This is a genomic window from Streptomyces sp. NPDC058291, assembly GCF_042880855.1.
In the GTDB taxonomy this organism is placed as follows: Bacteria; Actinomycetota; Actinomycetes; order Streptomycetales; family Streptomycetaceae; genus Streptomyces.
On record NZ_JBHVYK010000116.1, the window covers coordinates 1 to 22,685 of the forward strand.

At 74.0% G+C, this 22,685-nt stretch carries 14 protein-coding genes; 2 read left to right on the forward strand and 12 right to left on the reverse strand.

The window, feature by feature from the left end:
- Nucleotides 1-101: 101 nt before the first annotated feature.
- The 4 genes from ACFVYK_RS34805 to ACFVYK_RS34820 form a co-directional block, all read right to left on the reverse strand.
- The gene (locus ACFVYK_RS34805) at nt 102-344 is read right to left on the reverse strand and encodes a DUF6411 family protein (RefSeq protein ID WP_307049275.1); all 243 of its coding nucleotides are present in this window, start codon (nt 342-344) and stop codon (nt 102-104) included.
- 252 nt (nt 345-596) lie between these two features.
- Complete coding sequence (locus tag ACFVYK_RS34810; protein ID WP_389780739.1) at nt 597-2,279, reverse strand: hypothetical protein; 1,683 nt, start codon at nt 2,277-2,279, stop codon at nt 597-599.
- Between the two features lie 621 nt (nt 2,280-2,900).
- Nucleotides 2,901-3,821: an amidohydrolase family protein gene (locus ACFVYK_RS34815; protein ID WP_389780740.1), complete on the reverse strand. Its 921-nt coding sequence runs from the start codon at nt 3,819-3,821 to the stop codon at nt 2,901-2,903.
- Between the two features lie 337 nt (nt 3,822-4,158).
- A complete protein-coding gene (locus ACFVYK_RS34820; protein WP_389780741.1) occupies nt 4,159-6,627 on the reverse strand; it encodes a SpoIIE family protein phosphatase in 2,469 nt (822 codons plus the stop codon).
- A gap of 135 nt (nt 6,628-6,762) precedes the next feature.
- Here ACFVYK_RS34820 and ACFVYK_RS34825 point away from each other — a divergent pair, with 135 nt between their 5' ends.
- On the forward strand, nt 6,763-8,835 hold the full coding sequence (locus ACFVYK_RS34825) for a SpoIIE family protein phosphatase (RefSeq protein ID WP_389780742.1): 2,073 nt from the start codon (nt 6,763-6,765) through the stop codon (nt 8,833-8,835).
- Nucleotides 8,836-8,845: 10 nt separating this feature from the next.
- Here ACFVYK_RS34825 and ACFVYK_RS34830 read toward each other — a convergent pair whose 3' ends face one another.
- Both ACFVYK_RS34830 and ACFVYK_RS34835 read right to left on the reverse strand, forming a co-directional pair.
- Complete coding sequence (locus ACFVYK_RS34830) at nt 8,846-9,505, reverse strand: TetR/AcrR family transcriptional regulator (protein WP_389780743.1); 660 nt, start codon at nt 9,503-9,505, stop codon at nt 8,846-8,848.
- A gap of 34 nt (nt 9,506-9,539) precedes the next feature.
- Nucleotides 9,540-11,594, reverse strand: coding sequence for a discoidin domain-containing protein (locus ACFVYK_RS34835; protein WP_389780751.1), 2,055 nt, complete (start codon nt 11,592-11,594; stop codon nt 9,540-9,542).
- A 478-nt stretch (nt 11,595-12,072) separates the two neighbouring features.
- On the opposite strand from ACFVYK_RS34835, the gene ACFVYK_RS34840 reads away from it, so the two are divergent.
- On the forward strand, nt 12,073-13,014 hold the full coding sequence (locus ACFVYK_RS34840) for a DUF1731 domain-containing protein (RefSeq protein ID WP_389780744.1): 942 nt from the start codon (nt 12,073-12,075) through the stop codon (nt 13,012-13,014).
- Between the two features lie 166 nt (nt 13,015-13,180).
- On the opposite strand, the gene ACFVYK_RS34845 is transcribed toward ACFVYK_RS34840, so the two are convergent.
- From ACFVYK_RS34845 to ACFVYK_RS34870, 6 genes are all read right to left on the reverse strand, one after another.
- Nucleotides 13,181-13,897: an alpha/beta fold hydrolase gene (locus ACFVYK_RS34845; RefSeq protein WP_389780745.1), complete on the reverse strand. Its 717-nt coding sequence runs from the start codon at nt 13,895-13,897 to the stop codon at nt 13,181-13,183.
- 21 nt (nt 13,898-13,918) lie between these two features.
- Complete coding sequence (locus ACFVYK_RS34850; protein ID WP_389780746.1) at nt 13,919-14,887, reverse strand: alpha/beta hydrolase; 969 nt, start codon at nt 14,885-14,887, stop codon at nt 13,919-13,921.
- A 447-nt stretch (nt 14,888-15,334) separates the two neighbouring features.
- The gene (locus ACFVYK_RS34855) at nt 15,335-16,366 is read right to left on the reverse strand and encodes a helix-turn-helix domain-containing protein (protein WP_389780747.1); all 1,032 of its coding nucleotides are present in this window, start codon (nt 16,364-16,366) and stop codon (nt 15,335-15,337) included.
- 92 nt (nt 16,367-16,458) lie between these two features.
- On the reverse strand, nt 16,459-18,903 hold the full coding sequence (locus tag ACFVYK_RS34860) for a BTAD domain-containing putative transcriptional regulator (RefSeq protein ID WP_389780748.1): 2,445 nt from the start codon (nt 18,901-18,903) through the stop codon (nt 16,459-16,461).
- Nucleotides 18,893-21,880 carry a BTAD domain-containing putative transcriptional regulator gene (locus ACFVYK_RS34865; protein WP_389780749.1) on the reverse strand — a complete coding sequence of 996 codons (2,988 nt, stop codon included), beginning with the start codon at nt 21,878-21,880 and terminating at the stop codon, nt 18,893-18,895. Before ACFVYK_RS34865 ends, ACFVYK_RS34860 begins: the two co-directional genes overlap by 11 nt.
- 155 nt (nt 21,881-22,035) lie before the next feature.
- The gene (locus ACFVYK_RS34870) at nt 22,036-22,329 is read right to left on the reverse strand and encodes a DUF6355 family natural product biosynthesis protein (protein WP_389780750.1); all 294 of its coding nucleotides are present in this window, start codon (nt 22,327-22,329) and stop codon (nt 22,036-22,038) included.
- Nucleotides 22,330-22,685: the final 356 nt, after the last annotated feature.

The window sequence follows — 22,685 nt, forward strand, 5'->3', positions numbered from 1 at the left end:
GGGCCGGGGCCGCAGACGATGAGACCAATGGCGATGAGACCAAGGGCGATGAGGCCGACGGCGTGAACGGCGGTGCGGGGGCGCACCGCGCCGCCGACCGGTCAGAACGGCAGGCGGCCACGCGCCCGGCGGCCGGCGGAGCCGCTGCGACCCACGGCCCGCGAGCTGGACTGGAAGGGCTTGCTCAGCAGACGCCCCAGTGGTCCGGGCGCCTTGGAACCCGCGCGGGATCCCCAACCCAGGGTGCGCTGAGCACCGTTCTGGGGGTGCCTGCTCAAGCGCGGGACGACGAAAGCGAGTATCGCGAGGACCACGCAGAAGGCGATCACGCCGACGATCATCATGGGGGAACTCCTGGGCCGGTCCGGACGGTTTCGACTGTCAGCCACAACTGCAAGGTGGCTTCGGTTGCTAGGGACCGACTGCCCGCTGCGGCGGGGTACACGCCGGCGAGGTGCCCGACCGCGTCGGGCTCGACCGCGTCGGGCTCGACCGCGTCCAGCCGTTCCGGACCTGGGCAACGGGCACCTGAAGGCCGCGCGCGGCCCGGACCCGCACACGGGCCAGGCGCGAGCCCGGCGGGAGACCGAGGCCCCTCACCGCGCCGAGAGGCAGCCACGATCGTCGACGGATCCCGTGTGGTAGTCCGAGGTCAGTCGGTACACGCCCGCCCGGGGCACGGTCAGCCGGGTCCACTCGCCGTCCGCGCTGACGCACGCGCCTTCGGCCCGCAGCCACGGCGAATACGCGATCCGCACGGTGCTCGTGCCGGCGCGGGGCATCCACAGCGTCAGCCCCGCCTCTCCCGCGTGCTGCAGCTCGGCCGGGGCCGAGACCAGCGGCAGGGTGTCGCGGACGCGGTAGATCCTCCAGTACCGGTCGTGCCAGACGGGCTCCAGCCAGTCCTGCCCCTCCTTGATCAGGGCGGTCTCGCGCTCCGCGGAACGATCGGGCGTGCCGTCGTGCAGGACGACGAAGCCCACCGCCCAGTGGCGCAGCCAGGCGTGGTAGCGCGGCCCGTCGAGGTCGCCCTCGTAGAAGAGGCGTCCTCGTTCCACGTCCAACTGCTGGTTCCAGCCCCGCATCAGCTCGACGTGCGGGCCGAGGAGGGTGGCCCCGCGATGGTCGCGATCCGTCGGCAGTTCGACCCGGCCGCGGTCCGCGCCCAGGCGGGCGAGCGCGGCGAGCACTCCGTCGGTGTGCGTGACCCAGCCGGGAACGGGGTCCGGGCCGCGCAGATGCACCAGCGACGTCACGCAGAGGTAGGAGACGGAGAGAGCGGTCACCAGGGCCATCGCGCGCATACGGGGGCGGCGTACGCCGTCGCGGATGGTCGCGGAGCGGCGGTGCAGCGCCGCCGCGAGCAACACCGCGGGGGCGAAGAGCAGGGCGAGCCGCTCCACGTTGTTGCCGATCGGCGAGGGGACCAGCCAGGTCAGGACGACGCCGACGGCGTAGAGGGCGCCGGCCGCCCGCACCACCCGCCACTTGGGCGGCGACGCCCACACCACGGCGGCGGCCAGCAGCACGGGCAGGATCATGCGCCCGGCGGCCATGGGCTGTTCGCCCTGGAAGGGGAAGAGCAGGGTCGTCAGGCCGACGACGGCGACGGGCGGGAGAGTGAGGGCGAGGCACTTGCCGTACTGCCGGTCGACCAGATATCCGGCGCCCGCCACCAGCAGGAAGAGCCCGGCCACCGGGCTGCCCATGGTCGCGAACAGCGCCCCGAACACGGCGGCGGCGAGCCGGGCGGGCCGGGGACCGCGGTCGGCCACGGCGAGCAGGGCCGCGAGAGCGAAGGCCAGTCCGAGGGCGAACGTGGTGCGGCCGAGCACGACGTTGTACCAGAGGCCCAGCGCACCGACCAGCGCGGGCCACAGCGACACCCGCGCGACGGTGCGCTCCAGCAGCAGGGACAGCAGCCAGGTGGCGCTGACCCCGGACATCACGGAGACCGCCCGGACGCCGCACAGTGCCATCAGGTGCGGTGATATGACGCTGTAGTTGACGGTGTGGATCCCGCCGAACCAGAAGAGCCCGTACGGCGTCTCCGGGTGCCTGGCCACGAACCCCGCCCAGGCGTACTGCGCGGCGAGGTCACCGCCGTCGGTGGCGAGAAGGGCGTCCCAACCCCAGTACAGGGGAAGGACAGCGGCGATGGCGAGGAGCGGGACGCGGTAACGCGCCGGTGCATAGGACCGGCGGCCCCGACGCAGTGCCGGCGGCGGCTGGGGTTGCAGCGAGGTGGAGGTCGGCAGGGTGAAGGACTGTAGAGGCATAGTGGCTTTCCCGGTGCGGTGCGGACGCCGTACGGGCCCGCCGAGGATTCCGTGGCCCTGAGGGCTCCTGGAAGTCGCGGACCCGCGCAGGGGTCACGGCCGGGCCTCTCCCGTCCCTCGCGCCCACGCGCGTATCGCGCGCCAGGTCAGCGCCTCGGCGCGTCGGCCGGCTCGCGCGCGGGCCGTCGGCGGACGGCCGGGCCGTCCGGTCCAGGCGCCGGCGCCGTCGCGCGGCAGGCCCGTAGCGGCCCGGCCTCCGCCCGCCGGGGCGGCGTGGAACCAGGCCGCGGGGACCGCGCAACTCGCTGACAGCGCCAGCACCAGAAGGCCGACATCATGCACTGAACCGCTCCGGAAGGGGTGGAGGATCCGGACCGGGGCCCCCTGCCCAAGCGGACCGCGGACGTCAGCCGGACGTCTCCCGACCATGATCCGGACCATTCCCGGGCCGGCAACCCCCACCGGCTGCAGCAGAGGCTATTTCCACAGGTCAGCCACACGCAAGACGCGCAGCTCACCAGCCGAGGGAGAACCCGTCGGCGAGCCGCGCGTCGTGCCGATCACCCTTGCGTCCGCGCGAGGAGCGGGGGCCGGATTCACCGTCGACGCCCTGGCCGGTCCTCACAGTCCGAACAGTCGGGCGCCGTTGTCGTGGCACACCGCCCGCAGCCACTCCTGCCCGAGTCCCAGCCGCTCCAGGGCGTCGAGCTGGTGCGCGTACGGGTAGGGGATGTTGGGGAAGTCGGAGCCGAGCAGGATGCGGTCGCCGAGTCCGGCCAGCCTGGGCAGCGCGCCGGCGGGGAACGGCGAGAGCGCCTCGGCGAAGTCGGTGAAGGCCATGGTCGTGTCCAGCCGCACCTCGCCGTACCGTTCGGCGAGGCCGAGGAACTCCTCGTACTCCGGCATCCCCATGTGCGCGACGATCAGCCGTAGTCGAGGGTGGCGCGCCAGCACGCGGGCGATCGGCTCCGGACCGGTGTGCTTGCCGGGCGCGGGGCCCGAGCCGCAGTGGACCACGACGGGGGTCCCGGCCTCGGCGAGCGCTCCCCATGCGCCGTCCAGGAGTTCGTCGGCGGGGTCGTACGCTCCCACCTGCACGTGCGCCTTGAAGACGCGCGCGCCCGCCTCGACGGCCTCCCGGACGTAGGTCTCGACGCGGGGCTCGGGGTAGAGGGTCGCGGTGTGCAGGCAGTCGGGGGTTCGGTCGGCGAAGTCGGCCGCCCAGCCGTTCAGCCAGCGGGCCATGCCCGGTTTGTGCGGGTACAGCATCGCGGTGAACGCCCGGACGCCGAAGTCCCGGAGCAGCTGCGCGCGTTCGGCCTCCTCCTGGCGGTAGGTGATCGGCCATGCGAGGCCGCCGGTCAGCTCCCCGAGCCCGTCGAAGTACTCCCAGACCTTGCGCAGGACCCGCTCGGGCATGAAGTGCGTGTGGACGTCGACCAGTCCCGGGAGTCCGAGCCGGCCCCAGAACCGGCGGACCCCGGCCGCCTCCTCGTCGGCGGGGCGCTCCGGGCCGGCGGGGGACGTGCGGTGATCGTTCATGTCGTCCACGATCGGCCCGGGCGAGGCGACGGGTCCACTGCCGCGCACGAGGGACGGGTGAGGGATGCGTCACGGGCACCGTCGGAACCGATGTCTTTGCGGACGTCCCCCGCCCGCGCCGCGAGCGCGGTGGCGGCCGGCCGACACCGGACCGCGCCGGCCCAGGTCGCCGCGCCGGCCCAGGTCGCCGCGCCGGCCCAGCTCGGGGGCGGCCGAGGTCTCGGGGGCGGCCGCAGTCTGCGGGACGGCCGAGGTCTCGGGGGCGGCCGCAGTCTGCGGGACGGCCGAGGTCTCCGGGACCGCAGGGGACTCCGGGACCGCAGGGTCTCCGGACGGTTCAGGGGATCTCCTGCTCGGCCCAGATGACCTTTCCCTCGGCCGTGTACCGGGCCCCCCAGCGGTGGGCGAGCTGGGCCACCAGGAAGAGTCCGCGGCCCCCCTCGTCCGTGATCCGGGCGTGCCGCAGTCGGGGCGCCGTACTGCTGGCGTCGGCGACCTCGCAGGTCAGACGCGTGTCGCAGAGCAGACGCAGACGGATGGGCGGGGTGGCGTAGCGAACCGCGTTGGTGACCAGCTCGCTCACGATCAGTTCGGACGTCATGGCCAGCTCGCCCAGTCCCCAGGCCTCAACCTGGCGGGTCGCGCGGGCCCGGACGTCGGCGACGGCGGCCGGGTCGGCGGGCACGTCCCAGGAGACCACGCGACCGGCGCCCAGGGCATGGGTGCGCGCCAGCAGCAGCGCGATGTCGTCGGACTGGGGCACGGGCACGAGCCGGCGCACCGCGGACGAGCACAGGGCGTCCAGGTCGGAGTCGGCGCCGGCCCCGGCGAGGACCTCGCCGAGGCGGGCCATGCCCTGTTCCATGTCCTGGTCGGCGCCGCCGAAGAGGCCGTTGGTGTAGAGCCCGATCAGGCTGTTCTCGGCGAGCTCGATCTCGGCGGCTTCGAACGCCATGCCGCCGAGCCCCAGCGGCGGCCCGGCTGGCGGCTCGGGGAAGGACACCTGCCCGTCGGGGGCGACGACGACCGGGGGCGGGTGGCCGGCGCGGGCCATCGTGCACCGTCGGGTGACCGGGTCGTAGACGGCGTACAGGCAGGTGGCCCCGAGGAAGCCGGTCGAGGCGTGCGGGGCCGCCGTGTCGTCGGTGCGCTCCGCGCTCAGCCGCAGGACGAGGTCGTCGAGGTGGGCCAGCAGCTCGTCCGGGGGCATCTCCATGTCGGCGAGGGTCTGCACCGCGGTGCGCAGCCGCCCCATGCTGGCCGCTGCGGCGATGCCGTGCCCCACCACGTCGCCGACGACGAGGCCCACCCGCGCCCCGGACAGCGGGATGACGTCGAACCAGTCGCCGCCCACCCCGTCCGTGGGGTCGGCCGGAAGGTAGGAGGAGGCCACCTCAAGCGCCGTGCCGCCGGCCAGGGCGTGCGGCAGCAGACTGCGCTGCAGGGTGACGGCCGCCGTGTGCTCCCTGGTGTACCGGCGGGCGTTGTCGACGCACAGGGCGGCCCGTGCCACCAGTTCCCGGGCCAGCAGCACGTCGTCGGGCTGGAACGGGACGGGGTTGAGGGAGCGGACGAACGTGGCGAGGCCCAGGGCGGTGTTGCGCGCGCGCATCGGCACGGAGATCAGCGAGTGCAGTCCGTACCTGTCGATGTTCGCCGCCCTCTCGGGCTGTTCGGCGGTCCACAGCTCGTCGGAGCCGTCCAGCACCGGCATGAGGATCGGCTCGCCGTCGAGGAGCAGGTTCGCGCCGTGCGGCGGAGGGATGAAGTCCACCCTGTCCCCGATCCGCGCCACGGCCTCCGGGCAGCCCTCGCGCACCGAGTTCATCCCGGCCCGGCGCATCACCGGCCGGGCGGGGGCCGGCCCCGCGTCGGTCAGCCAGGCGCCGTGCCCCTCCGTGCTGAGGACGGGCTCCAGGAGGTCGACGACGACGAAGTCGGCGAAGCGCGGGACGCAGAAGTCGGCGAGTTCCTGCGCCGTCCGCATCACGTCCAACGTCGTGCCGACGCGTGTTCCCGCCTCGTTGACCAGCGACAACAGCTGACGCGCGGTCCAACGTTCGGTGACGTCCTGGACCATGTAGCAGACCCCGGTGACGCGGTCGTCGTCGCCGACCAGGGGGAAGAACGAGGTGGAGTAGGCGTGTCGGCGGTGCGGATCCGCCCAGCTCCAGCCCAGGTACTCGTAGTCGGTGACCGGGACGCCGGTCTCCAGGACCTTGTGCATGAGCTTTTCGAGGGCGACCGCCTGCAGACCGGGCAGCAGCTCGCTCAGCCGGCGCCCCAGCCGCTGCTCGCGGGGCACGCCGCCGAAGCGTTCCAGGGTGTCGTTCAGCCACACGTACCGCAGCTCCGGGTCCAGCACCGCCATCCCGACCGGTGAGCGGGTCAGGAACCCGTCGAGCACGGACTGGCCGACCGCCCACGGCCGGCCCCGCTCGCGCGCCGAGATCAGGAAGCACTCCGCCCCGCCGAGCCGGAAGGCCGCGGACACGCGCAGGTCGACGTCGACGGGGCGGCCGTCGCCGTGCCGCAGGGAGACGACGCCGCTCCACCCCACGCCGGCGCGGCACCGCGCCGCGACGCCCGCCACGCGGGCCGGGTCGCGGGGCATCGCCACGAGCTTCGCGGCGGAGCGGCCGACCACGTCGGACGCCGGCCGGGCGAGGAGCGCCTCGGCCTGCCGCGTCCAGCCGGTCACGACGCCGTCCGCGGAGACGATCGCCGCCGCGTCGGTGGACGCGTCCAGGAAACCGCCCGGGACTGCGGGCGCCGGGACCTCGGAAGCTTCTCGCGCAGAATCCATGGGTGCCGTCCTCCACACGACCATGGTCCTGCTAGTCCGGCCGATGCGCACGGCGCCGAGCGGGCCCGGCCGAGCCCGCTCGGCTTTTGCCCGCGCCCGGCGGGAGGCAGCATGGAAGGGCCGGAGGAGGATTCGATGACATCCGACCCCACGCGCTCCGAGGGCGACGTGTACCGCCCCCAGACGCCCCCGCCCACCGGACTGCTCGACGTGCTGAGCGTCTCCGCGATGGTCGTCGACGCCGACGGACGCATCGTGTTCTGGACCCCGCAGGCGGAGGAGCTCATCGGCTACACCGCCGAGGAGGCGCTGGGAAAGTACGCGGCCCGGCTGTTCATCCACCCCGAGCACCTCAAGGCGGTGGCGAAGCTGTTCGCCGACGTGCTGGAGACCGGCCGGAGCTGGGCCGGCGCCTTCCCCATCCGGCACAAGGACGGCAGCACCCGGGTGATGGAGTTCCGCAACATGCGGCTGCAGGACGATCTCGGGGACGTCTACGCCCTGGGCATCGCCGCCGACCACAATCTGCTGCAGCGCGTCGAGACCGACCTGGCCCTGTGCGAGCGGCTGATCAACCAGTCCCCCATCGGGCTGGCCCTGCTCGACCCCGACCTGCGGTATCTGCTGGTGAATCCGGCCCTGGAACGCATCGACGGCGTTCCCGCCGAGGACCACGTCGGCCGCCTCCTCAGGGATACCCTGCTGCTGCCCGACGTCGACACCATCGAGTCGGCGCTGCGTCAGGTGTTCACCACCGGAACGCCGTTGCTCGACCAGTACCACGTGGGCCGGCCGCCGACCGACCCCGACCGCGAGCACGCCTGGTCGCTGTCGTTCTACCGACTGGAGGATCCCGGCGGGCGGGTGCTGGGCGCGGCCGTCTCGGTGGTCGACGTCACCGAACGGCATCGTGCGGCCGCCGAGGCCGACCGGGCCCGCCGCCGGCTCGCCCTCATCGCGGAGGCGTCCACCCGCGTCGGCACCAGCCTGGAGGTGGAGCGGACCGCGCACGAACTGGCCGAGATCGCCGTGCCCCAGCTCGCCGACGTGGTCGCCGTGGACATCCTCGACTCAGCCCTGGCCTGCCGGCGCTCGCGCAGGCCGGACAACGGACCGGAGCTGTTCCGCGCTCTCGCCCTCAAGGCGGGTCACCCCACGGTGGCGGTGCGCGCCGCGGACACCCCGGGCGACCTCGCGGCCTACGACGGGGACCGGCTGGTCACCCTGTGCGTGCACACCGGTCGCCCGGTGCTGGTGCGGCACGTCGGCGAACGCGATCTGCCGCGGATCGCCCGGGACGCGGAGGCCGGCGCGCTGCTGGCGCGGGCCGGCGTCCACTCGTATCTCGCGGTGCCGTTGATCGCGCACGGCGAGGTGCTCGGCGCCCTGGACCTCAAACGCACCCGCAATCCGCTGCCGTTCGACGACGACGACGTCATCCTGGCCGCGGAGCTGGCCGGACGGGCCGCCGTGGCCATCGACAACGCCCGCTGGTTCCAGAGCGTGCGCAACACCGCGCTCACCCTGCAGCGCAGTCTGCTGCCCGACCACGCGCCCCGGCACACCGGTCTCGAACTGGCCTCGCGTTACCAGCCCGCCCAGGCCACCAGCGAGGTCGGCGGCGACTGGTACGACGTCATCCCGCTGACCGAGGACAAGACGGCGCTGGTCGTCGGGGACGTGATGGGCAACGGCATCGACGCCGCGGCCACGATGGGCCGGCTGCGCACGGCCACCTGCGCCTACGCGGACCTCGATCTGGAGCCCGGCGCGGTGCTCCAGCACCTGGACAAGATCACCTGCGATCTGGAGCACTACATCGTCACGTGTCTGTACGCCGTGTTCGACCCCCGTACCGGGCAGTGCCTCATGGCGAACGCCGGGCACATGCCGCCCGCGCTGGCCCGCCCCGGCCGGCCCCCCAGGCTGCTCGAACTGCCCTCCGGGGCCCCGCTGGGCGTCGGCGGCGTGCCCTTCGAGGCGACGACGACCGAACTGGCACCCGGCGACCTGCTGGTCCTGTACACGGACGGCCTCGTGGAGACCCGTCACCATCCCATCGACGACCGGCTGGACGTCCTGCTGAGCTTCCTGGACGAGCCGGGCCGTCCCCTGGAGGAGATCTGCGACCTTCTGCTGTACGGCCTGCGCCACCCCGAGGACCACGACGACGTCGCCCTGCTCCTGGCCCGGGCCACGGCGCCCTGAGCGGCCGGCGTCACCGGGGTCCGGCAGCGGCCGCCGGATCCGGTGCGGGGACCGGATCCGGTGCGGGGACCGGACCGTCGGCCATGACGAGGGAGGCGATGTGGGCGGTGACCGTGTCCAGGACGCCGGTCCAGGCCGCCTCGTCGCCCAGCACCAGGTAGTTGAGGGTCAGGCCGTCGGTCATGGCGGCCAGGTAGCGGGCCAGCACGGTGACAGGGACCCGCAGTCTGAGGTCCCTGCCGGCGCGGAGCTGCTCGATGAGGTCGGCGTAGGCCTCGCCGTACATCTCGTACTGACGGCGCGCCAGGTGCTCGAACCCGGGCTGGCGCAGGGCGTACTGGGTGAGTTCGTAGGTCAGCATGTGCTCGTCGGGACGGGCGCGGACGTGGTCCCAGTACGCCTGGAAGCCGGCCCGGACGGTGTCCTCCAGGGTCGCCCTGGGCCGCAGCGCCTCCTTGACGACCGTCACGTAGTGGTCGGTGATGGTCGTGATGACGGACTCCACCAGTGCCTGCTTGGAGTCGAAGCAGTAGTGGAAGACGCTGAGGGACACGCCCGCCTCGGCGGCGATGGCCCGGGTCGTCGTCTTGGCGACGCCGTCCCGGGCCATGGCCCTGATCGCCGCTTCCGTCAGCTGCCGGCGCCGATCGGCCGACGGCATGCGTGCCATGAGCGTGTCCTTCGCGTTCGTCCCCCGGCGGCCGTCAACTGCTGTAGACGCCCACCTCGTGGAGCGAGTATCCCCAGTCGGTGCCGCGGCCGACACCGTGCACCCGGACGTAGCGGGCCGGTGTGCCGGTGAAGGAGGCCGTGTCCAGGCCGCCGTCGCCCGACGAGGTGGACCAGACGGTCTGCCAGGTCGTTCCGTCGGCCGAGAGCTCGATGCGGTAGGCCTTGCCGTACGCCCGTTCCCAGTCGAGGGTGACGCGCCTGACGAGGTTGGTGGCGCCCAGGTCGATGCTGAGCCACTGGTCGTCGCTCCAGTCGCAGGCCCAGCGGGTGTCGCTGTCGCCGTCCACGGCCCGGCCGGGCTGGTAGCTGGTGAACGGGTTGGACTCGGACGAACTGGCCGTCGCCGGGGCTCCCTTGGCGAGGTTGACGCCCGCCTGGTGATGCTCGGCGGCGCCCCAGGTGCCGAGGTAGGACTCGGCGCCCTGCAGGAGGTCGTTCACCACGTCCTGGCCGCCGACGCGCCGGATGTCCTCGATCCAGTCCGGGATCATGCCGACATGGGCGGCGCCGTCGGTGTTGACGTCGAAGGTGCGCGAACCGGTCGTCAGCTTGTCGATCACGGAACCGCCGTCGGCGCTCCTGAACGGGTAGGTCACCTTGTTCGCCGCGTCGGCGCCGCGCGGGGCGGGGTGGTCGCCGATGCCGTTGAAGTCGGTGCCGTAGCCGTAGCCCACACCGTACTTGTCGCGCAGCGCCTTGGTGCGCTGCGCCTCCGCGACGAACCCCTGCGAGCCGTGCATGTACTGGGCGACGAAGCCGCCGAGACCGTAGACCCGCTCGGTCCAGTCGAGGTCCATCCAGCTGTGCGAGGAGATGACCCCGGGGTAGGACGCGGCCTGAAGGATGTCGAGCACCCGGCCGACGGCCTTGACGCTCATGTGGTCGATCTCCAGCATCATCTTGCGTTTCATCATGCCGCGCGCGGCGTACTCGCCGAGCGCGGTGAGGCCGCGGGTGTTGCACTGCGCGTTCGTGTCGTAGGACGGGACCTTCGTGCCCGGGGGCAGGTCCGACTCGGCCGCGGAGGCGGCGGTGCCGATGGGGTTGTCGTGCTGCGGGCCGGTGCACTTCTCGGTCTGCCAGAAGGTGCCCGTCGACAGGAACTGCCCGACGTTGATGGCCGTTCCGAGGCCGCCTTCGTCGAACCGGACGCCGCACAGCGCGTTGTCGAACTTGTGGCACAGGAACATGCTGCGCACGCCCAACGCGTACAGCTCGTCCAGTCCCTTGTCGATGTCGGCCCTGCTGCACTGGGCGATGTCGAGGATCTGCTTGCAGCCGAACGGCTCGGAGGTCTCCACGCCCAGGACGACGGCGAGCTTGCCCTGCTTGATGACGTCGCGGGCCTGTGCGCTGTCGAGGACGATGCGGAACCAGCCCTTTCCGGCGCCGCCGTACTGCTTGTCGATGTAGGCCTGCAGGTCGTAGGCGAGCTTGGCCTGCAGCCGGATCGAGGTCATCTCGTCACAACTGCGGTCCTTGAAGGGGTAGACGGAGCAGATCATGCCGTTGGTGACGAGGTCGTTGACGAGCACCCGCTGTCCGCCGCGCCAGGCCCGCTCGACCCAGGCGTAGTAGTTGGCCTGGTGGGTCATGGAGTCGTAGGCCGGCCAGTCCTTGAAGGTCGGCCAGCCGACCGGGTCGTGCTTGCCGTCGCCTCCGTGGGTGATGTAGTCGAAGACGGCGAGCGTGCCGTCGGGGTAGTGCTCGGGACAGTCCTTGAGCGCGTCGGCGATGCCGGCCTCGGAGAAGACCTTGCCGCAGATCAGCCGTCCGCCGAAGGCCTCGTTGGAGAGCAGGTGGTTGTGGGCGTCGACGAACCCGCGCACCCGGCCCGCGGAGTCGGTGCCGGTGAAGGGTTCGCCGGTGACGCCGATCTGCGAGTCGGGGTTGGGCCTGGCCGTCGGCGTCCACCAGTCCGAGCCGGCAGCGGAGCTCGGCGTGGGGCCGAGGAGGGCGGCGAGCACGAGGAGGAGGAGCGAGACGAGGGTGACGTCTCGGCGTCTGCGGTACGGGCGTCCGGTCATGCTCACGGCCCACGTCCTTCGGTCGGGGTGAAGGCGCGGTCGACGCCGGGGTTCCGATCGCCCCTGCAGTTGTCATGACCGGCGCAAGATAGTGCGACGAGGATCGCGACAGACCCCGTTCCGAGTCAAGGGTCCGGGACGCTTGACCTGATAACCACGACGGCCGGCGGTGAACGCCCCAGGCCCGCCCGGCCGGTTGCACGGCCGCGGTCGACGCGCTCACACGTTCCGGCGCCGATCTCGGCGCGGGCCGCATTCAGAGCCGGCTGCGCGATCCGTACGCCTACGAATCCGTACGCCTACGAAAGAGGCCTCCGCCCCGCTCCCGGGACAGCGAACGGAACCGGTGGGCGCCATCCGCTCCCCCGAGAGCCCGTCGCGTTCGCGGGCCCCGCGCCGGTGCCGCCCCGCACGCCAGCTTTTGAACACGTTCAAATAAGAGGTAGGGTCCTCTTCGGACAGGGAGGGGACCCTACTCGTGAAGATCGTGCTACCCGGGGGGACCGGGCAGGTGGGCACCGTTCTGCGTCGTGCGCTGACGGCGGCAGGACACGAGGTCGTGGTGCTGAGCAGGCGCCCCGCGGGCCGCGGCGAGATCGCCTGGGACGGCAGGACGCTCGGGCCGTGGACCGAGGCCGTCGACGGCAGCGACGTCGTCGTCAACCTGGCCGGCCGCAGCGTCAGCTGCCGTTACACGCCGGTCAACCTCAAGGCGATGATGGACTCGCGGGTGGAATCGGCCCGGGTCGTGGGCCAGGCGATCGCCGCGTCCACGCGGCCGCCGAGGGTGTGGCTGCAGATGAGCACCGCGACCGTCTACGCCCACCGGTTCGACGCCCCCAACGACGAGGCCACCGGCGTGATCGGCGGCGCCGAGCCGGGCGTCCCGGCGTACTGGGGGTACAGCGTCGACATCGCGCGGGCCTGGGAGCGGGAACAGGAGCGGGCCGACACCCCGCACACCCGCAAGGCGGCGCTGCGGTCCGCGATGGTGATGAGCCCGGACCGGGGCGGGGTGTTCGACGTCCTGCTGCGGCTGGCCCGGCTCGGACTCGGCGGCCCGGTCGCGGGCGGCGCGCAGTACGTGTCCTGGATCCACGACCACGACTTCGTCCGCGCGGTCGAGCTGCTCATCTCCCGCGACGATCTCGCCGGGCCGGTCAACCTCGCCGCCCCCTCGCCCCTGCCGCACCGTGCCTTCATGCGCACCCTGCGCCACGCGTGGGGCGTCCCGGCGGGACTGCCCGCGACGCGGTGGATGGCCGAGCTCGGGGCCTTCGCCCTGCGCTCGGACACCGAGCTGCTGCTCAAGAGCCGGCGCGTCGTCCCGGGCCGCCTGCTCGACGCGGGCTTCGCCTTCGACCACCCCGAGTGGCCCGGGGCCGCCGCCGACCTCGTACGCAGGGTGCGCGACCGCTGAGGCCGGGCGGGGCGCGGGCCGGGGCGACGCCGTACCCGGTCCCGGTCGAGGACGACGGGACCGGCCACGGCGGGCGCGAGCCGCACGATCGCCGGCGACCCGGCGCGAGCGGGGCCGCGCGGACGCGCACAGGGGTCACGTCCGCGCGGCCGTCCTCACACGAGCGTCAGCCCGTCGCGCGCACCGCGTCGAGGATCAGGTCGGCGACCGCCTTCGGCTGGGACACGGCCACGGCGTGGGAGGCGCCGTCGAGCTCGACGATCGTCGCCCCGGCGCGCTTGGCGCCGAAACGCTCCACCTCGGGGTTGATCGCCTGGTCCGCGCCGGCGATCAGCGCCCAGGACGGCTTGGTCTTCCAGGCGGCCGCGGCGGCCGTCTCCTCGAACGCGGCGGCGGCCAGCGGACGCTGCGATGCGGCGAGGATCTTGGTGACGCCCGCGGGCAAGTCGGCGGCGAACACCGACGGGAAGGCGTCCTCGGCGATGGTGACCTCGACGGCCGGGTCGCCGCCCAGCACCGGATACGTCCACTCCTTCAGGTTGCTGACCAGCGGCGACAGGGGGAAGCGGCCCTGCAGCTCGCCGAGGCTCTCGCCCTCCTCCAGCGCGTAGGCGGCGACGTAGACGAGGCCGACGACGTTCTCCGTCGTACCGGCCACGGTGATGAGGGCGCCGCCGTAGGAGTGGCCGACGAGGATCACGGGACCGTCGATCTGCGCGGCGACCGAGGCGACGTAGGCGGCGTCGGAGGCCAGGCCGCGCAGCGGGTTGGGCGGAGCGATCACGGGGACGCCCTGGCCCTGGAGCTCGGCGACGACGCCGGACCAGCTGGCCGCGTCGGCGAACGCGCCGTGGACCAGGACGACGGTGGGAGTGGTGGTCATGGGTGTGCTCTCTCCTGGGGGTCAGACGTGCAGGGCGTCGCGCAGGGTGCCGACGGCCAGGGTGATGGCGGCTTCGGCGGCGTACGTCGGGCGCAGCGCGTTCAGCATCACGAAGTCGTGGATGATGCCCTGGAAGCGCACCGCGGTGACCGGCACGCCGGCCGCGCGCAGCTTGTTCGCGTAGGCCTCGCCCTCGTCGCGCAGCACGTCGGCCTCGCCGGTGATGACCAGCGCCGGGGGCAGGTCCTTGAGCTGCTCGGCGGTGGCGCGCAGCGGGGAGGCGGTGATCTGGGCGCGCTCGGCCTCGTCGGTCGTGTACTGGTCCCAGAACCACTGCATGCCGTCGCGGCGCAGGAAGTAGCCCTCGGCGAACTGGTGGTAGGAGCCGGTGTCGAAGCTCGCGTCGGTCACCGGGTAGAACAGCACCTGCTGGACCAGCGGGACGCCGCCGCGCTCCTTGGCCATCAGGGTGAGGGCGGCGGTCATGTTGCCGCCGACGGAGTCGCCGGCCACGGCCAGCCGGCCGCCGTCCAGACCCTTGGAGGCGCCCTGCTCGACGATCCACCGGGCGACCGTGAAGTTCTGCTCGATGGCGACCGGGTAGCGGGCCTCGGGCGAGAGGTCGTACTCGGGGAAGACGACCGCGGCGTCGGCGCCGACGGCGAGTTCGCGCACCAGCCGGTCGTGGGTGTGGGCGTTGCCGAACACCCAGCCCGCGCCGTGGATGTACAGGATCACCGGCAGGACGCCCTCGGCGCCGGCCGGCTTGACGATCCGGGCGCGGACGCTGCCCGTGGGACCGCCGGAGACGGTGACCCACTCCTCGTCGACCTCGGGCTTGTGGATCTCGCCCGACTGGACCTCGTCGACGGCCTTGCGCCCCTCCGCCGGAGGCAGATCGAAGAGGTACGGCGGGTTGGCGGTCGCCTCGGCGAACGCCGCGGCCTCCGGTTCGAGCACCGGCGTGACCGGCTCGACGACGTCGGACATGGCATCTCCTGCTGTTCTCGGTGTGCGCTGTCTTGCCCCGCCACGCTAAATCTGCCACGCCACCGCGTTTTGTCCACCCGTGCACCGCCGATGTTCCGACAGCGCACAGAACCGGTCCGTGCCACGCTCACGCGACGATCACGGGGCGATCACGGGGCACGCCGCAGTGCGCGATTGTTTCCGTCTCGTTAACCAGCTCGCCGCGGCGTCGTCGCTCCCGAGCATGCCCTCTGTAGTGCGCGGACTCCCGGCTCCGCCCCTGACAACGCGTTCTTGGGCGACGAGGGAAAAGCGGCGGCCGGTGATCTCGATCGCATCACGGGGACGCGGCGGAGAAACCGCCGATCGTCGACGCGAGGGGAAAGTCCGCATGCTCCGGACGGACAACCGCACGGAATTCCCGCCGCTTTCGGGGCGCGCGGCGGAAAACACCGGGCGGTGAACGGTTCAGCCCCGCGCGGTCCGCACGGCCCGCCCGGCGCCGTCCCGCCATTCGCGCGGGGACATGCCGTAGGCGGCCCGGAAGACCCGGCTGAAGTGCGTGGCGCTCGGGAATCCCCAGCGGCCGGCCACGGCCGCGATGGTCCGGCTTCCCCGGCCGTGCCGCGTCAGGTCGCGCCGGCACTCCTCCAGACGGCGGCGCAGGATCCACCGGCCCACGGTGGCGCCCTCGTCCTTGAACAGCTTGTGCAGATAGCGCACCGAGATGTGGTGGGCGCGGGCGATGCCCTCCGGGCCCAGGTCCGGCTCCGTGAGGTGCAGTTCGACGTACTCCAGGATCCGCGCGAGCACCGGCGGCTGCGTGCCCGGCGTCCCCCGGCTCCCCGGCGAGTCCGGGCCCAACTGCTCGGCGGCGAGCGTCGACAGCAGGTTCACGGCGTTCCAGGCGAGCATCTCGCCGACCGGCGCCCGAGCCTCGGCAGCCGCCCGGGCGAGGTCGGACAGCAGCGGCGACAGCAGGGCGCCGAGCCGGGAGGCGCGGGCCACGGGCCTCCGCGCGATCCTGCGCACGTCGGGCTCCGTCAGGTCCAGCAGCCCGGCCGGGACGAGGAAGACCGTCGCCCGGAACGGCTCCCGGAACGCCAGGGCGGGGGCCCGGCGGACGTCGTAGAAGCAGACGTCGCCGGGCTGCAGTCGCAGGCCGACGGGCTCGGCGGAGTCGGCGGGCTCGGCGGCCGGGACGGCACCCGTGAGTCCGGTGGATGCGGCGGCTACGGCCGGTGCCGGGGCCCGCGTGACGGGTTCCGCGGGCTCCGACAGCGGGGCGGCGCGTCGGCCGCCGACTCCGCGCAGACCGACGAAGAGGTACTCGCCGCCGTCGCGCGCGAGCAGCCGGTGCGCCGGGTTCGGGGCCTGCTCGCCCGGCAGCCGGGCGGGCGTCTCCTCGGCGCTCAGGATGTCGACGCCGAAGGCAGTCCGGCTCGCACGCCGGTCGAAGGCGCTGGGGCTGTCACAGGTGCTGGAACTGGTGGTGGGCATCTTCCGCCGTTGCCTCCGGGGGACGTCGATCAGGTCGTCCGGACCGTAGAACGGCGGATGTGCAAAAAGAGTGACACCGCGGTGAAAGCGCTTCACACACCGTCCTGCGGGCCGTTCGTCCGGGCGCGTCCCGCGGCGAAGGCCCGTACCAGCTCGTGGAGGGCGTAGCGGCCCGGCGCGTGCTCGGTGAGGAGGTGGGCGTCGGCGAGGGCCGCGAGGAGCGACCGGGTTCGGCGCACCGGCAGCCCGGCGAGCGCCGCGGCCGCCGCCGGGGTGAGGTCCGCGTCGCCGTGGCGCGGCAGGAGGAGCAACAGCCGTGCGCCGTCCGGCTCCAGCCGCCGGTAGGAGCCGAGGAAGGCCGCGCGGACGGCGGGGAGGGCGTCGAGCGTGCCCTGGGCCGCGCGCAGTTCGTCGGCGAGCGCGGCGAGCGGGAACTCCCGTCGGCCGGCGGCGCGCGCGCCGACGGCGGCCAGCGCCAGGGGGAGCCCGCCGCACCGGGCGACGATCGCGTCGACGGCCCCGGGTTCGGCGGCCGTCCGCTCCGCGCCGATCCGCGCGACGAGCGAGGCCCGGGCGTCCTCGGCGGAGAGCGGCCCCAGGGACAGGGCCCGGGCCCCCGAGGCGACCAGCCCCGGCAGGGCCGGTCGGCTGGTGACGAGCGCCAGACTGCCGGGTGCGGCCGGGAGCAGCGGACGCACCTGTTCGGTGCCGGCGGCGTCGTCGAGGACCACGAGGACCCGTCGGCCGCTGAGCACCGTGCGATACAGGCCGGTCAGCGCGCCCACGCCGTCCGGCATGCGCGACGGGGGGACCCCGAGCGCCGTGAGCGCCCCGCGCAGCGCGTCGGCGGGCTCCACCGGGGGCCGCGTCCCGTCGAAGCCCCGCAACGAGACGTACAGCCGGCCGTCCGGGTACCCGTCGGCGATCCGGTGCGCCCACCCCAGCACGAGGGCGCTCTTGCCGACACCGGCCATGCCGCAGACCGAGACGACACCCGCGCCCGAGTCGACGGCGTCCTCCAGCCGGCGCGACTCGCCCGCTCGCCCGACGAAGGGGGCGGGCGCCGCAGGCAGCTGGGCGGGCCGTACCCGGCCCGTCGGCTCCGGCTCACGGCCGTGGTCGCCCGCCTCCTCGGGGCCCGCGGGAGGTGCCGGGGCGGTGGCCGGAGGAGGGGGGCCGACGGGAGCGAGAGAAGCAACGGGAGCGACCGGAGCGGCGGATGGGACGGGAGCGCCGGGAGCGGCCGACGTGAGTCGAGGCCGTGGCCCCGGGGCGCGCCGAGGGCTGGGCCCGGGGTGGGCAGGGCGCGGGCTCCGGGGTTCGGATTCCTCCGCCACGGCGGCTCCCCGTCCGTCGTTCACAGAGCGGGAGGGGCGGGTCGAGTCGACGGAACGCGGGGCGGAAGCCCCGGAGGCGGCGGCGGAGGCGTGGACGCGTCGTGGGGCCACGGCGACCGGGCCGTCGGAGTCGTCGGAGTCGTCGGGGTCGTCGGGTTCGACGGCTTCGGGCGCACCGGCGGGCCGGTCGGCGGCGGGCACGGCGGTCAGGTCGTCGTCGCCGGGTCCGTTCCCCCGCGCGGCGCCATCCGCCCGGCCGGGATCGGCGCCATCACGTCCGGCTGCCGTCTCGGCTGCCCCGCGCGCGGCGTCCGCGTCGCCGGAGTCGGGGCTCCGCCGCCGTTCCACGACCTCGGCCGGCCGGCCGAGACGCACCGTGGGGCCGGGCCTCAGCCGGCCCACCTCCTGGCGCAGCACCCGGGTGTGGGCCGCCGTCAGCTCGGGGCCGGGGGCGACGTTCAGGTCACGGACGAGACGCCGGCGGACGTCGTCGTAGACCCCCAGCGCCTCCGCCTGCAGTCCGCAGGCGGCCAGGGCCAGCACGAGCCGGGCGTGCAGCGGCTCGTCGAGCGGGTCCTGCGCGACGGCCCGGCGCAGGACGGGCAGCACCTGCTCGGCGCGGCCGCACAGCAGGGCCGCGTCCGCCGCCAGCCGGGCGGTGTCCAGAAGCTCCCGTCGGAGCGCCGTGAACTGGACGCGGGCCCGCACCGACTCGGGGATGCCCATGGCCACCGGACCGCGCCACTCCCCCAGCGCCGGCACCAGGTGGTCGGCCGCCGCCTCGGTGCGTCCGGTGGCGGCCGCCCGCTTGCCGCGTCGGGTCAGATCCCGGAAGCGCAGCAGATCGACCTCGTCGGTGTCCGCCTCCAGGAGGTAGCCGCCGGGGCTCCGCAGCAGACGTCGGCCGGGGGCGCGGGGCGCCAGCCCGGGTTCCAGCAGCCGCCGCAGCGCACCGGCGTAACGCCGCACCACGTTCGGCGCGCTGGCGGGCGGTCGTTCGCCCCACAGCACGTCGAGGATCTCGGCCGGCGGCACGGGCCGGCCGGTATGCGCCAGGAGCAGCGCGAGCAGCGCGCGTTGCTGCGGGAACCCGGGGTCGAGCTCCCGTGCGTCCCGCCACACCCGTACCGGGCCCAGCACCTCGAACCGCATCTGCCCGGCCGGGTCCCCGGTCCGCCGGGGCGCGGCGTCAGCCGGCACCGGCGTGGCCCTTCCGTGCGGCCAACAGCGCCTCGACCCGTTCGGCGTCGGGGTGTCCGAGGCCGCGCAGGAGCATGAGCGCCTGGGTCCAGGCGACGTGCGCGCCCTCGTGGTCGCCGGTGGCGAGGTGGGTCTCGCCGACCCGGACGAGGATGTCGGCCTCCAGGTAGGGCACGCCCAGGTCGCGCAGCAGGACGAGGGCGTTGCGGTAGCCGAGGAGGGCGTGCGGATGGCGTCCGAGGCGGTGGTGGGTGTAGGCGATGCTGTCCCAGGTGGCGGCCTGACCGTAGCGGTCGCCGAGCTCCTGGAGCATGGTGAGCGCCTCGAAGCAGTGCTCCAGGGCCTGCCGGTACTCGCCCAGCAGGGCGTGGTACCAGCCGACGGAGTTCAGGACGCTGGCCTGCGCGGCGCGGTCGCCCCGGCTGCGGAACAGGTCCAGGGCGAGCTGGTTGTGGCGCAGGGCGCCGGGCAGGTCGCCGGCTTGCTCGCACTGCCAGCCGAGACTGCGGTGGGTGTGGGCGCGGCCCGCGTCGTCGCCCAGTTCGGTGAAGAGCGCCAGGGCCCGCTCCAGGCGGGGGACGGACCGTGCGTGCAGTCCGAGCCGGCCCTCCACCCGGGCCAGGGCGCGCAGGGCGCGGGCCTCCAGCACGGGGTCGGCACCGCGCCGGGCGGCGTCGAGCGCGGTGCGCTGTACGGCCAGCCCGTCGTGCCAGTGCCCGCGCCGGTCGAAGAACGGCTCCAGCGACCAGGCCAGTTGGCAGGCGAGACGTTCCTGCTCGGGCTGCCCCGACGCGGCGGCCGCGTCGACGAGGGCGATCAGCGCCGCGTGTTCGGCGGTGAGCCAGGCCAGGGCGTGGTCGTCGTCGGCGAGGGGATGGGGGCGCGCGCCCTCGGGCGCGGGCGGCGGGGGCAGCGGGTCGGCGTTGGGGGCGAGGATCCGGTCGGCGGCGTGGGCGGTGTGCAGGTAGTGGTGGTGGAGCCGGTCGAGGGCCGCCTGCCGGTTGGTCGCGGTGTGCTGTTCGTGCAGGAGGTCGCCGGCGTGGGCGCGCAGCAGATCGTGGAAGGCGTGGCGGGCGGGTGCGGGTTCGGCGAGCAGGTGCAGGGTGGTGAGCTCGGCCAGCAGCGGCCGGGTCCGGCGCACGGACAGACCTGCCAGCGCGGCGGCGGCCGGGAGGCCGACGTCGGGGCCGGGGTGCAGCGCCAGCAGCCGGAACAGCCTGGCCGCCCCCGCCGAGACGGCGCGCGAGGACCAGGAGAAGACGGTGCCGACGTCCACGGTGGCGTCGGCGCGCGCGAAGGCGTCGAGGCTGCCGTGGGCCTCGCGCAGTTCCGCGGCTACGGCGGCGAGCGAGAAGTGCGGGTGGACGGCGGCGCGGGCGGCGACGCAGGCGAGGGCGAGGGGCAGTCCGGCGCACAGTTCGCCGATCTCCTCGGCCGCGTCCGGCTCGGCCGCCACCCGCTCGGCGCCCAGCCGGCGCACGAGGAAGTCCCGCGCCTGGCCGGCGTCGAAGGGACGCAGGGTCAGAGAGCGCGCGCCATGCGCGGCGACCAGCCCCGCCAGTTCGTCGCGGCTGGTGACGAGGGCGAGACAGCCGGGCGAGGCGGGCAGCAGCGGCTCCACCTGGTCGGCGTCGCGCGCGTTGTCCAGCACGACGAGGACCCGCCGCCCGGCGAGCACACTGCGGTAGAGCGCGCTCTGCGCGTCCACTGCGTGCGGGACCCGCTCGGGCGGCACGCCGAGCGCGTCCAGGAACCCCCGGACCGCCTCGCCGGGTTCCATGACGGCGCCGGACGGGTCGAAGCCGCGCAGGTTGACGTAGAGCCGGCCGTCCGGGAAGCGGTCGGCGACCCGGTGCGCCCAGTGCACGGCGAGCGAGGTCTTGCCGACGCCCGCCATGCCGCCGATGGCGCTGATCACCGCGGCCTGGGGCCGGGAGGCGTCCGCCGACGACGCGTCCGTCTGCGGTACGGCCGCCCGCGGTACGGCCGCGTCGAGCAGCCGGAGGATCTCGTCGAGCTCCGCCTGCCGTCCGGTGAACGCCGGCACGTCATGCGGCAGTTGGTCGGGGACGGCGAGGGCGGGCGCCGGTGCGGCAGGGTCGTCCCGGGGGACGGCGGGGCCCTGCGCCGAGGAGGCGTGCGCACGGTGAGGTTCCCCGACCGCCACCGAAGAGGCGTGCGCACGGTGCGGTTCCCCGACCGCCACCGAAGAGGCGCGCGCGTGCAGGACGGCGTCACGCGCCTCTCGCAGATCCGCCCCGGGGTCGATCCCCAGCTCCTCGGCCAACCGGGCCCGCACGGTTTCGTAAGCGGTCAGGGCCTCCGGCCGCCGCCCCGCCGCCGCCAGCGCGAGGACCAGGCGGGCCTGTAGGGGTTCGTCCAGCGGATGCCGGGCGGCGGCCCGCCGCAGTTCGGCCAGGACGGCCTCCGGCGTCCCGGCCCGCCACGCGGCGTCGGCGGCTTCCCGCACGGCGGCGAGCCGCTCACGGTCCACCGCGGCGAAGGCAGCGTGCGTCCGGACGCGCTCGGGGACGCCGACCGCGACCGGCCCACGCCACAACGCCAACGCCTCCTTGAGGAGCCGGAGCGCCCCCTCGGGCTGCCGTGCGGCGATCCGGCTCGCCTCCTCGCGCAGCGCGCGGAATGTCAGCAGGTCCGAGGAGTCGCCGTCGGTCACCAGCCGGTATCCGCCCGCCTGCCGCACCAGCCAGCGGCCCTCCGCGCGGGGGGCGAGGCCGGGCTCCAGCAACCGTCGCAGCGCGCCGACGCGGCGCCGGACGACGTTGACCGCGCTGCGCGGCGGATCCGCCCCCCAGAGGACCTCGACGATCTCGCTCACGGCGATCGGCTGCCCGGCTCCGACCAGCAGGAGCGCCACGAACGCGCGCTCCTGCGGCCCCGCGAGTTCGAGTACGGCGTCCCCCCGGCGCACCTGTACGTCCCCCAGGACCGCGAACCGCAGCGGCTCCAGCGGCACGTCGTCCTCCCCTCCGGCTCACCCTCCCCACCCCCGACCCTACGCCAGGGAGAGGATTACCCAGAGTTACGGATGAGGGGTTCCGGCTGTTCAGCGCCTCGACCGAGGAAGGGAGCGCCCCCGCGCACCTCATGCCGGACGCCCCCCGGCGCACGTCAGCAGAGGCGGCCGGTGTAGTGGGCGCCCTGGATCCGGGACGCGGAGCCCAGCCACGTCTCGCCCGGTCCGACACACCACTCGTAGTCGGGCGCACGGGCCACCTCGACCTTGATCACGACCCGTGAGCCGTCGGAGGTGCAGTGGTTGTAGAAGGCGTCGGAACCGGTCTCGTAGAAGCCGCAGGGATTCGCGGCCGCGGGGCTGACGGTGGCGGCGGTCACCGCGCCCAGGGAGGCGAACACGAGAGCGGCGGAACCGAGGGTGCCGAGCACCGTACGACGAACACGCACAGCAGAACTCCTTGCCGGAAGGGGATCGGGACCGGAATCAGGACAGCGGGACTCCAGGGGCGCCGATCGGCGGATTGCGGCCATCAGGATCGCCGGGAGTCCGCCGAGTTGATCGGACGTCACACCCCCTTCACCCAGCGAATCGTTTCGCCGCTACGCCGTCGGAGTGATCCTTTTCGCGACGGGGAGTCGGCGGCGCGCCGCCTGGGCACAGCGGCCCGGTTCACCCGGGTGAGCGCCCCGAGTGGTGGCGGCGCGCGGCCTGACTGACGGTGGATCACGTCAGGCCGGGTCAGGTGAGCTGACGAGGTGTCGGCTGCCCGGTCGTGACGGAAGGACCATCAGATGCGTTCTGC